Below are 11,039 nucleotides of genomic sequence, written 5' to 3'. Positions count from 1 at the left end.
CGCTGTGCTGCCGGACGTTTTTTTCAGACTTGCGGGAAGTGAATAGCTTGCGTAGCAAGGTGTTCGCTTCCTGCAAGTTCACAAAGGGGTAGCTGCCGCAAGGCAGCGTAGGGGAAGTGTAGCTTCCCCTGTCCCCCGGCGGTCTGCCATGCTGTCACTGTTGCGGGATAAGCCCCCGGCGCGTGACATACTCCGTTGCAAAACGGCGGTGTTCCGCTTCCTTTTCCCGCCAATACTCCCATAATGCAGCGTCGGCGGCTTCCGCAACATTCATTAAAAACCGTTCAAGCTGCTTTTGTTTTTCCTCTGCGCTACGTTTCCTCATGGTCTGCGCCCTCCTGTAAATCTGCCGCGTCAATCTCGTAATAGTCAAAAACCTCGTCGGGCTTGACAATGGCGGGGCGGCGTTTAAGGTGCTTTTCCATGTCAAAGGCGTTCTTCGGGTCTGCGTCGGACAGGTACTTGTATTTCGGGTGCTTCGTTATGTCGAATTTGTCCGAAAAGAACGGGCGCACCCCGCGTAGCTGCAAGATACATTTCCCTCCGTCCATGACTGCGATTTCATCTTCCGTCATAAGCTGCTTTCCCAATTTCTGATAGTTCAGCCCATGCGAAAGCTCCCGCCCTCTGGTTTCGGACGTGTTGAAGCTGTCTATCGTTTCCTTGCCTAAAATCTCCGATATTTCTTTGAGCGTCGTTTTTTCCTTGCCGCCCAAGAAAAGCGTGGTGTCGCAGTTGCCGACTATGGTATCGGCGTTGTCCTTGTAGATTGCCTTTAGCTGTGACTGGCTCTGCAAGATGATTGACGCGGATATTTCCCGGCTCCGTATCGTTGCAATGAGCTTTTCAAACTTCGGTATCTGCCCGATATTCGCAAATTCATCAAGTAAGCACCGTACATGGACGGGAAGCCGCCCGCCGTATTCATCATCTGCCTTGTCGCACAAGAGGTTGAATAGCTGTGTGTAGAGAATACTCACGACAAAGTTAAAGGTGTCGTCGGTGTCGCTGATAATCACGAAAAGGGCGGTCTTTCTGTCGCCTATGGTGTCAAGTTCCATTTCGTCGGTTTCCATAAGCTCCCGCAGCTCCTTAATGTCGAATGGGGCTAACCTTGCGCCGCATGAGATAAGTATGCTTTTTGCGGTCTTGCCCGCCGCAAGTTTGTATTTTTTGTACTGCTTGACTGCAAAATGTTCCGGGTCTTTTTCTTCCAGACGTTCAAACATGAGGTCAACCGGGTTCTGGAAGTCCTCGTCGTCCTCGCGGGCTTCCGACGCATTTATCATTTCAAGCAGCGTCGTGAAGTTTTTCTCGTCCTCCGGGGCTTCATACCAGATATAGCCGATTAGCGCGGTGTAGTAGAGCTTTTCCGCTTTCACCCAAAAATCCTCGCCGGATTTCTCCCCGTCGCCTTTTGTGTTGGCGATAATGGTATTGACTAACTTCAAAATGTCCTTTTCGCTCCGCAGATAGGCAAAGGGATTGTATTTCATGGATTTTTTGAAGTTAATCGTATTTAGCACTTTGATACGGTATTTGTACCGCTGTAACATTTTCCCGGTTTCCAAAATCAATGTTCCTTTTGGGTCAGTGACGATATACGACGTTGGAAAATCTTTTGAGCTGCACTGCATAAGCGACGGTTTCACAAAGAACCGGGTCTTGCCGCTGCCGGAACCGCCGATTACAAGGATATTTTTGTTTCTTGCGTATTTCGGCTGCTTCGGGCGGCTGTTCATGGTGAGCCGTTCCGTCTGCGTTAGGGGGATATTGTTCTCAAATACCGGGTCGGTGTACGGCTTTATGTCGTCGGCGGTTCCCCAACGCGCCGAACCGTATTCTGTCCCGCGGCGGTATTTCTTCGCGTTCTTGCCTTTGGTGTAGATAATCAGCCGGACAATGACCGCCCCCGCAATGCCGATAAGTAAATCTGCCGGGTGGAAGCTCGGCGCGATACTGGAAAAGGCGGCGGTAAAACCGTCCCCAAGATGTAGCAGCTTTGCGCTTGCGTCCGCACCGGGGGAGAGCCGGACAGCCGCGCCCACTTTATCAAAGAGCCAGACAAAGAGCAGATACGGGAGATTGAGGATAAGCAGCTTCTTGATTTCCGGCTTCATAGCGATACCTCCCTGTCCTTGTTCTTGACTTTCGCCCGTTCCGCGTTCTTGCCCTGTGCAGCTTCTTTGAGGGTAGAGAGCAGCTTTCGGATTGAGGGCTTTTTCTCCTGTGTCAGCTTTTTTGCGGAAAATTCCTTAAAGGCGGCGGTCAGCACGTCCGCGTCCCGCCCCTTGAAGAAAACCAGATAGCGGGGCGGGCTTTCCGTCGTGTCCTTTTTCAGCGCAAAGTCGATACCGTACTTTTTTGCCGTACTCTCAAAGGCTTTGATATTGCCCTCGGTAATCTCAATGTTGGAAACGCCCGCGTTCTGCTTCATAAGCTGCTTTAAGCTCTGCTTGCCCTGTGGCGGTTTTGCAAGCTGCTTTTTGCCCTTTGACAGTATGGCTTTCATTGCCTTTTGGAGCGTCTGGGCGGTCAGCTTCCCGGTCTTGATGTAAAGGGCTATGGTCTTTTCGTTTACTTCGTCCTGCAATTCCTCGCGTCCTCCTTTCGCGTTTCTTTACGGGGCGGCGGTCAGATACGCACCCGCAGCCCGTTCAAGTCCTCGGCTCTGATACCCACAAGATACCAGTTGTCGCCGTACTCAATCCGGGTCGGCTTCCACTTGCCCCGCACGAATACGTCAAAACATTCTCCACAATGCAGCCCGCCATAGTAGCTGTTTAAGTCAAAGCGGATGTCGTAACGGTCGGTGCGCTCGTCAAATACCAATGCTCCTGTCATTTTCTGTGCCATAATAAAATCCTCCTTTTGTGGTTGTGGGTGGTTACAGGCTTTCGCCCTCGTTGCATGAATAATAGTCCGGGTCGCCGTACTGCGGCTTCTTCGGTGACAGTGCGCCGCTTGCCATGTCATGGGCGACAAGGGAAGTGTAATAATTGCCGATTGTGGACGGGGCGTTGAAAAGGGCTGCTTTCAGATATTGCTTGATGTTGCGGATTTTCGTTGTGTTCTCCCGCATACAGTCAAGCACAAAGCGGATATGCTCGCCGTCCAGTTTCATAAACTTAGATTTCACAAGCTCTGCCGGGTAGTCGTCCCCCGCAATCCGTACCCGCTTTCTGGCGGTGCATACGGTTTCAAGCATGAGGTCTACAATCTCGTCAAGCCTGTCACTGTCAAACTTCATGTCCTGTTTGAGAATGTGGTAGTCGATATTGTCCTTGATGATTTCCCGGTATATATCAACTGCGCTCTGTGCTGCCGCTTCCGTTCCTTTCCGTTCCGGCGGCGTAGCCGCTTCTCTGCAAGGAGAGGGGTTAGGGGAAAGGATAGGAATGGAATGGGTACTTTGTTCATCAGTAATTATTTTTTCTTTTTTTGGTAAGTCAGTTCTTTGTATATCTTTATTTAATTGCGTTGGATTTTCCAACGTAGGTTTTTCCAATGTTGGTTTTTCCTGCGTTGGATTATCCAATGTTGGATTTTCCAATGTAGGTAAATCCGGCGTAGGCGGCTGCGGCTGCTCGAATATCACATAGTCCGCGCCCCGCAAGCGTCCTTTCTCGTCGCGCTCCCTTGAACGGACGATATACCCGGCGCGTTCAAGCTCCTTAATGGCTTCGCGGATAGCGTCTATCTTTTCCCGGTTGATAAGGGATAAGCCTTTCAAGGTGTAGTCCCAATCTTCGGGGAGTGACAGCATTTGCGACAACAGCCCCTTTGCCTTTAGGGAAAGCTCCTTGTTGCGTAGGTGGTGGTTGCTCATTACGGTGTAGCCCTTGTTCCGTTCCACTCTGAAAACTGCCATAGTTCATAGCTCCTTTGCTTTGGATTTGTTACGCAGTAGAAGCGCGGTTTTGGGGGATAAGGTATATTTCCCTTGCCGCGCCAGATACGCGCCCGGAAAGCCGCTTGTAGCAAGGCTTTTTCTGCCCCTACTGCGTAACAAAGGGCATGAAAAAAGCGGCGTTCCTGTTCTCCCATGTAGAGAGTAAGAAACGCCGCTTCTGCGTCGTATTCAGTTTTTAGTACAATACCCTGCTTGTCCGTCGCTCGAAAAACCTTGATTTTCCAGTGTTTTCAAAAGTATCGTTATCTAACGTCAGCTTTTGAAAGACCGGCAGTGAAAGAGATGCTGGCATTGGTTAGGGAAGGGAAAATATGCTGCATCATTGTGAAAGACATTTCCAGATTTGGGAGAAATTATTTGGAAGTGGGGGATTACTTAGAACAGATTTTTCCTTTTATGGGAGTCCGGTTTATTGCGGTCAATGATGGATATGACAGTCATGACCACATAGGAACTACCGGAGGGATTGAGGTTGCGTTCAAGAGCCTTCTCTATGATATGTATAGCAGGGACTTGTCTGAAAAAATGCGTTCCTCATTGCTGGTAAGAAGAAAGAGAGGGGACTTTATCGGGCCCAGGGCGCCATTCGGTTATCAGTTTTCCGATAATAAGAAAGTCCTGGCAGTGGATAAAGTGGCGGCACAATATGTCAGGCGGATTTTTGGGCTGGCCGGTGAGGGATGTGGGACTGGTGAGATTGCAAAAAGACTGAACAAAGAAAAAATACCGACACCAGGGCGATATAAGAACCAGGAGAAGGAGCAGTACCATATCATGGATGGAGAAGGATATTGGGATTGCGGGAGGGTTCGGAAAATCCTTCAGAATAAAGTTTATCTTGGGACTGTTGTAAATGGGAAAACCAGAGTAACGTTGGTTGGGGGCAGCCATTTCCGCCAGGTGCCGGATACAGAACAGATATGTGTCCCGGACATGCATGAGGCAATCATTACAGAGCAGGAGTTTTTGCGGGCATCAGAAGTAATAAAGAACAAGGAACACCAGAAAGGGAAAAGGCATAACCGGAAAGGGGAGAGTGTATTGCAGGGAAAGCTGCGGTGCGGGAATTGTAAAAGAAGCCTGATACGGATCAACTGTACAAGGATACCATACTTTACCTGCAAGAAGGCAGCATATGAAGCGGATCCTTCCGGGGAAACCCTGATAACAGAGGCGGGTATGCATTCTGCTTCGGTTGTTGCTGAACAAGCATCGCCAAAACTTGGCAACCCAGTGAAAATGAAGGCATTTGCCAGGAAAGAGGAAAAAAGCAGATGTATCAGTGAACGGTTAAGCGAGCTGGAACTGGAGGCGGCTGTTTTGGAATGTCTTAATCAGAAATGGAAGCAAGGGATCCCAGGAGAAAAATGCCGGAAACCGGATGCGGCTTGTGGGGCGGCAGATGACAGGCAGTTAAGGTTCCTTTCGGTAAAAGAGATGAAAAAGATGTGCAAGACGCTGGAGCGGAAACAGGATTCCTTAAAAAGAGAAAAGCAGTATCTTTATGAGCAGTACAAAATGGGGCAGATGGAGAGAAGAACTTACATAAATAGAGTGAGAGCGTTGAGACAGGAGGAAAACAGATTATGTGAACAGCTTGAAAAGATGCAGGAAAACAGAGAACGGAACGAGGAAGAAAACAGGGCTCGTTGCGAAGATGCAAAACATACCGGAAAATTGGAGGGCCTTACCAGGGAAGCGGTGAATGAGTGGATTGAAGCTATCTATGTATACGGAAAATCGCAGTTAGATATAGTTTATAAAGAGGAAATAAAGAAAGATAAATAAGGTGTAAAAAATTGTTAGTCTTTATTTAACAGCACCATATGGGGAGAAGGTGAAGGCATATTTAAGACGTGGAGCGAAGCCGCTTAGAGGAGAGGCAGAGTATCCGAATGAGAGGGTGGGGGCGTATGGCAATATAGTGTCAAGTTAGCAAGTAGCCAGTAAAATCAAGGGTTTCCGCTGATTTAGTCCTATGAAAAAATTATTGTTGCATATTTTCGACATGTCGAAAATGGCAAAATTGGATAAGGACGGGGCTGTTTTTTACCAGAAAACCGAAAATCAAGCAGCTTGACACTAGTATTGTTGCTGCCCATTTATTCTGTCCACAAATTAATCTGATTGATTGTCACGGAATGAACCGATATAATGACATTATCATAGAGAAAGAGAAAGCTCCAGAGCACTTACTTTTTACGGAGACAAGTGTTTTGGAACTATAGTTTATATCGTGGTTATTATATCAAAAATATGAAGCAGAGTACAATAAGGAAGAAAATTATTTTCTATAGCCAGTAAAGAAGAAGTTACTTTTCACAGGGGGGGAAATATAATTGAATATATATGTACTGTGGCTTTGATAATCGATCAGGCCACAGTTTTTTATATAGTAGTGGGATTTTTTTAAATATATACCACTATTATATTGACATTATAATAGTGGTATTATGATAATCGATTTATCACTATGAGGTACAAAAATGGCATCTATCATTAAAAAACTCAACAAACAGACAGGAATCACCTATGTTTATGAATCAGAATCTTACTGGGACAAGGAAAAGAAACAGCCGCGATCAAAGAGAAGGCTGATCGGTAAGAACGATGAGGAAACGGGCCAGATCGTCCCCACAGGCACAAGAGGAAAACATAAGAAAAGAGAGACTGCATGTATCCCGGAAAATATTCCTGATGCCAGGGAACTGGAAGCTCTGCATGAAACAGGCCGGGCAGCTCCAGCAGGATGAAGCCGAGATCTCTGCATTAAAAAAGCAGGTCATGGAGCTTACCTTATCTGTCAATGAATATAAAAGACGTCTCTCAAAGATAGAAGAACTCTCCCGTCTCTGATAAGGGCAGAGTAACCACGCACCGGAAGGAGGAAAAGGCAGTGAACGGCCAGCAGTATTTTCTGACAAAAAGACTGGGATTCTTTTGGCTTTCAAACGAAAGTTCCATATCGTCTATCATAAAGAAAAATTCCTTACTTCATCGGCGAAAGCCTTTATTGATTTGTGCCCAAATTATGAAATGGATTATCCACTGCCCCAATATAATGGTTTATATTAGAATGAAATTTAAGTTCTAATCTCAGCTTAATTTTAAATTTTACACAGATTTTACATAGATCATCTTTTAGATTTTACATAGATCAGATACCATTTGATTATAGGAAAATTCTTGGGAGGATTATAGTCATATGGATTTCTTTGGATTGCTGACAATGATTGGCGGGTTGGCATTATTTTTATACGGAATGAAAACGATGGGAGATGCCTTGTCCAAGATGGCAGGCGGCAGGCTGGAGCAAGTACTGGAGCGTATGACTAATAATCCTGTGAAAGCTGTCCTGCTTGGGGCAGGTGTGACAGCGGTGATTCAATCTTCTTCCGCTACAACGGTTATGGTAGTGGGGTTTGTAAATTCTGGTATTATGAAGCTGTCACAGGCAGTCGGCGTGATTATGGGTGCAAATATCGGTACGACAGTTACCTCGTGGATTCTGAGCCTTTCCGGTATTGAAAGTGGGAATTTCTTTGTAAAACTTCTGAAACCCTCGTCTTTTTCCCCGGTATTGGCACTCATCGGTGTAATACTGGTGATGTTTATCAAAAATACGAAAAAGAATGATGTGGGAACAATTCTGATTGGGTTTGCAGTGCTTATGTTTGGAATGGAAATCATGAGTAGTGCTGTAAAGCCGCTAGCAAATGTACCGGAATTTACCTCGCTTTTTACGGCGTTTGAAAATCCCGTTTTAGGTATGATAGTCGGAGCAGTTTTGACTGCAGTGATTCAGAGTTCTTCTGCTTCTGTCGGTATTTTGCAGGCGATGTGTGCCACCGGAAGCGTAACGGTGGGAGCTGCGCTTCCGGTGATCATGGGGCAAAATATAGGAACCTGTGTCACAGCGTTGCTTTCCGGTGTCGGGGCAAACAGGAATGCAAAAAGGGCATCTTTGGTACATCTTTATTTTAACCTGATAGGTACATTTGTGTTTATGGCAGTATTTTATGCCATGAATCATTTTGTACAGTTTGCTTTTTTGTCGGATACGGCAAATGGTGCAGTCATTGCAGTGATACATAGCTTGTTTAATATTGCCTCAACGATCGTGCTGCTTCCGGCTTCTGAGCTGCTGGTAAAACTCGCATATTTTACCATTCCTCAGTCAGAGGATGAAACACTGGAAACGTCAGGAAAAGTACTGGACGAAAGGTTTTTGGAAAGGCCTGCGTTTGCAGTTGCACAATGTAAAAATGCGGCGTGTGATATGGCGCAGCTTATCTTAAAGGCAATGAGTTTATGTGTATTAATACAGGAAAAATATGATGAAAATGCAGTGCGGACGATTATGGAAATTGAGCAGGAGGTGGATGTCAGGGAAGATGAGTTATCGTCCTATCTGACAAAACTTTCCACAAAGCCGCTCTCTGAATGGGACAGTAAAACCATCAATAAATTTAGCAGGTGCATTACGGATTTTGAAAGGATATCCGATTATACAAAGGGCATCGCATTCGCACAAAAGAAGCTGTATAAAAGCAAAGAAAAATTTTCAAGGAAAGCCACTGCCGAAGCAAGGCTGATCTATGGGGCGACCCTCGAGATCGTGGAATGTACGGTTTCCGGTTTTATACACGGGGACAAAGAGATGGTGTTTTGTATTAATCCGCTTGCCGATGTGATCAGCCGGGTAAAAAAAGATATCCGAAAAAACCATAGCAAGAGACTGGAAAAGGGGAAGTGCTCTGTGGAACTCGGCATGGCACTTACAGATATGGTAACTTCTCTGGAGCGTATTGCGAAGCATTGTTCCAATATAGCGGAGGAGCAGATGGCATCCGAAACAGACCAGCACGCATTGCATCAGTATGCACGGAATATTAAAGAGAGGAACGAGTTGTATAAGGAGCTGCTTGAAAGATATACAGAAAAATATTCGTTAGAAAAAACTTGAGGAAACTTGAATTAGAATTGTGTTCAGGCATGGTTTTGTATAAGTGGGCATGATTTAATAAATTTCACAAAAGGAGTTAGTGCTTATGCCGTTAATCTATATTTTGGAAGATGATAAAAATATTCAGGAAATAGAAAGTTATGCCATAAAGGGAAACGGATATGATGTGCGTGCGTTTGATGATGCGGAAGCATTTGACAGGGGAATGCAGGAAATGAAGCCGGATTTATTGCTTCTCGATGTCATGCTGCCAGGGGAGGATGGACTGTCTGTACTGAAAAGGCTCCGCGCAAATAATGATACAAAAGAAATGCCTATTATACTTGTGACAGCGAAAGATTCAGAAATAGATACCGTCAGGGGACTCGATCTGGGGGCTGATGACTACATTACAAAACCATTTGGCGTGATGGAACTTATGTCACGCATCAAGGCGATTATGCGGCGCATCAAACCGATGAGCGATGACGTGGTCTTAAAATATAAAAATATATATCTGGATCAGGACAGACGGCTCTGCCTTGTGGATGGGGAAAACGTGGAACTGACATTCAAGGAATATGAGCTGCTCCGGCTGTTTCTTTCCAATCTTGGTATTGTACTGACAAGGGAAATAATCATGGAAACTGTATGGGGGACGGATTTTGCAGGAGAAAGCAGAACCGTTGACATGCATATCAAAACACTCCGTAAAAAGCTGAAAGAAGCGGGCTGCTTGATTATTACTGTGAGGAATGTGGGGTATAAGCTGGAATGAGGCAAAAAATAAACAGACGGTTCACCGGTATTGCACTTTTTTCTGTTGTGATTACCACGATTTTTATGACTGCGGTGTTCTATTCACAGTTAAAAAAACAAGTTTTTTCTGACCTGGCGGTTGTGGCAAACATATTGATCAATGAAGGCTCCTATGAGCGAAAAATAGACAATTTAAGAATTACATTGATAGATGCAGACGGTAAGGTTTTGTTTGATTCCACGGTAGACGGGCAGTCGCTTGCAAACCATCTGGACAGGCCGGAAATTGTGGAGGCGCTATCTTCCGAAGTCGGTATGGGAATAAGAAAGTCAGGTACCCTGTCGGAGAGCGTATTTTATTATGCAAAAAAACTGGATAACGGGCAGATACTCAGAGTAGGCAAGGAGGCGCACAGCGTTGTGGCTGTTCTTTTGTCTGCCCTTCCAATGGTGTTGACAACGGCACTGCTGCTTGTGATCATCTGTATGATGGTGTCGCACTACCTTACTTCTGCCATTGTGAAACCGATTGATGAAATGGCAGGGGATATGGAACATATTGATGAGGGAAAAAGTTATCCGGAGCTAATCCCGTTTACAAGAAGAATCCGCTTACAGCACGAGGAAATCCTATCTGCAGCAAATATAAGACAGGAATTTACCGCCAATGTAAGCCACGAATTAAAAACACCTCTTGCGGCGATATCAGGCTACGCAGAGCTGATGGAAGCAGGACTTGTAAATGAAAAAGAGATTAAGCGCTTTTCAGGAGAAATCCGTAAAAGCGCAGCAAGGCTGCTTACCCTGATCAATGACATTATTAAGCTCTCACAATTAGATGCAGGAAATGCAAAAGATATTCTTGATGTGGTAAATTTGGCACAAATTACAAAAGAAAGTGTGGAAATGCTCTCTTTTGGAGCATCGAAAAATGGTATTGATGTAATGTATGAAGGAGATGACCGGGCAGATGTCCATATCGGAAAGGAACTTGCACAGGAGCTTACCTACAATTTGATTGAAAACGCCATCCGATATAACAAACCGAACGGCAGAGTGACTGTAAAAGTGCAAAAAGAGGGAATGCAGATTATCTTTTCGGTAGAGGATACCGGTATCGGCATTCCGCTGGAGCATCAGGAGAGAATTTTTGAACGCTTTTACCGGGTGGATAAAAGTAGGTCGAAGGAACTTGGGGGCACGGGACTTGGACTTGCGATTGTAAAACATATCTGTAATCTGACAGATGCAGATGTGAATCTGGTGAGTAAGCCCGGAGTCGGAACGAAGATATTTATTGTTTGGGGCAGGGGCAATGCAAACTCAGGTGTGTTGGGTTATACAGACCATTCATAAGCCCACACAGTTCTTGTGGCAGAAAAGACAAGCATGGATACTAAAAAATTGGGGTATGATGAGCGT

At 45.6% G+C, this 11,039-nt stretch carries 11 protein-coding genes; 6 read left to right on the top strand and 5 right to left on the bottom strand.

Annotation, left to right across the window (positions count from 1 at the left end):
• Window positions 1–154: 154 nt before the first annotated feature.
• From D5281_RS26025 to D5281_RS19915, 5 genes are read right to left on the bottom strand one after another with little or no spacing between them, the layout of a single operon-like run.
• The gene (locus D5281_RS26025) at window positions 155–325 is read right to left on the bottom strand and encodes a hypothetical protein (RefSeq protein ID WP_002569167.1); all 171 of its coding nucleotides are present in this window, start codon (window positions 323–325) and stop codon (window positions 155–157) included.
• On the bottom strand, window positions 312–2,120 hold the full coding sequence (locus D5281_RS19930) for a VirD4-like conjugal transfer protein, CD1115 family (protein WP_160561813.1): 1,809 nt from the start codon (window positions 2,118–2,120) through the stop codon (window positions 312–314). Before D5281_RS19930 ends, D5281_RS26025 begins: the two co-directional genes overlap by 14 nt.
• Window positions 2,117–2,593, bottom strand: a complete 477-nt coding sequence (locus tag D5281_RS19925; RefSeq protein WP_160561812.1) for a PcfB family protein — start codon at window positions 2,591–2,593, stop codon at window positions 2,117–2,119. Before D5281_RS19925 ends, D5281_RS19930 begins: the two co-directional genes overlap by 4 nt.
• Window positions 2,594–2,634: 41 nt before the next feature.
• A complete protein-coding gene (locus D5281_RS19920; protein WP_002569164.1) occupies window positions 2,635–2,856 on the bottom strand; it encodes a DUF5348 domain-containing protein in 222 nt (73 codons plus the stop codon).
• A 31-nt stretch (window positions 2,857–2,887) separates the two neighbouring features.
• The gene (locus D5281_RS19915) at window positions 2,888–3,871 is read right to left on the bottom strand and encodes a DUF6017 domain-containing protein (RefSeq protein WP_160561811.1); all 984 of its coding nucleotides are present in this window, start codon (window positions 3,869–3,871) and stop codon (window positions 2,888–2,890) included.
• Window positions 3,872–4,186: 315 nt separating this feature from the next.
• Between D5281_RS19915 and D5281_RS19910 the strand changes: the two genes are divergently transcribed.
• The 6 genes from D5281_RS19910 (at window position 4,187) to D5281_RS19890 (ending at window position 10,973) form a co-directional block, all read left to right on the top strand.
• Window positions 4,187–5,701, top strand: a complete 1,515-nt coding sequence (locus D5281_RS19910) for a recombinase family protein (protein ID WP_330585179.1) — start codon at window positions 4,187–4,189, stop codon at window positions 5,699–5,701.
• Between the two features lie 698 nt (window positions 5,702–6,399).
• Window positions 6,400–6,666 (top strand): hypothetical protein, encoded by a 267-nt coding sequence (locus D5281_RS19905; RefSeq protein ID WP_160561810.1) that lies wholly within the window; start codon window positions 6,400–6,402, stop codon window positions 6,664–6,666.
• Window positions 6,635–6,769 carry a hypothetical protein gene (locus D5281_RS26020; protein WP_277935484.1) on the top strand — a complete coding sequence of 45 codons (135 nt, stop codon included), beginning with the start codon at window positions 6,635–6,637 and terminating at the stop codon, window positions 6,767–6,769. Before D5281_RS19905 ends, D5281_RS26020 begins: the two co-directional genes overlap by 32 nt.
• Before the next feature lie 349 nt (window positions 6,770–7,118).
• Complete coding sequence (locus tag D5281_RS19900; RefSeq protein WP_160561809.1) at window positions 7,119–8,879, top strand: Na/Pi cotransporter family protein; 1,761 nt, start codon at window positions 7,119–7,121, stop codon at window positions 8,877–8,879.
• 85 nt (window positions 8,880–8,964) lie between these two features.
• On the top strand, window positions 8,965–9,636 hold the full coding sequence (locus D5281_RS19895) for a response regulator transcription factor (protein ID WP_160561808.1): 672 nt from the start codon (window positions 8,965–8,967) through the stop codon (window positions 9,634–9,636).
• Window positions 9,633–10,973, top strand: coding sequence for a sensor histidine kinase (locus D5281_RS19890; RefSeq protein ID WP_160561807.1), 1,341 nt, complete (start codon window positions 9,633–9,635; stop codon window positions 10,971–10,973). The genes D5281_RS19895 and D5281_RS19890 overlap by 4 nt, the downstream gene beginning before the upstream one ends.
• The last annotated feature ends 66 nt before the right edge of the window (window positions 10,974–11,039 follow it).

This window comes from Parablautia muri, from assembly GCF_009917485.1.
Classification (GTDB): domain Bacteria; phylum Bacillota; class Clostridia; order Lachnospirales; family Lachnospiraceae; genus Suilimivivens; species Suilimivivens muri.
This window is presented reverse-complemented; position numbering and strand designations above follow the sequence as displayed.

Excerpts from the sequence above, each read along its gene's own strand:
- D5281_RS26025 (WP_002569167.1), bottom strand. The coding sequence starts at position 325 with ATGAGGAAACGTAGCGCAGAGGAAAAACAAAAGCAGCTTGAACGGTTT.
- D5281_RS19930 (WP_160561813.1), bottom strand. The coding sequence starts at position 2,120 with ATGAAGCCGGAAATCAAGAAGCTGCTTATCCTCAATCTCCCGTATCTG.
- D5281_RS19920 (WP_002569164.1), bottom strand. The coding sequence starts at position 2,856 with ATGGCACAGAAAATGACAGGAGCATTGGTATTTGACGAGCGCACCGAC.
- D5281_RS19915 (WP_160561811.1), bottom strand. The coding sequence starts at position 3,871 with ATGGCAGTTTTCAGAGTGGAACGGAACAAGGGCTACACCGTAATGAGC.
- D5281_RS19905 (WP_160561810.1), top strand. The coding sequence starts at position 6,400 with ATGGCATCTATCATTAAAAAACTCAACAAACAGACAGGAATCACCTAT.
- D5281_RS26020 (WP_277935484.1), top strand. The coding sequence starts at position 6,635 with ATGAAACAGGCCGGGCAGCTCCAGCAGGATGAAGCCGAGATCTCTGCA.
- D5281_RS19900 (WP_160561809.1), top strand. The coding sequence starts at position 7,119 with ATGGATTTCTTTGGATTGCTGACAATGATTGGCGGGTTGGCATTATTT.
- D5281_RS19895 (WP_160561808.1), top strand. The coding sequence starts at position 8,965 with ATGCCGTTAATCTATATTTTGGAAGATGATAAAAATATTCAGGAAATA.
- D5281_RS19890 (WP_160561807.1), top strand. The coding sequence starts at position 9,633 with ATGAGGCAAAAAATAAACAGACGGTTCACCGGTATTGCACTTTTTTCT.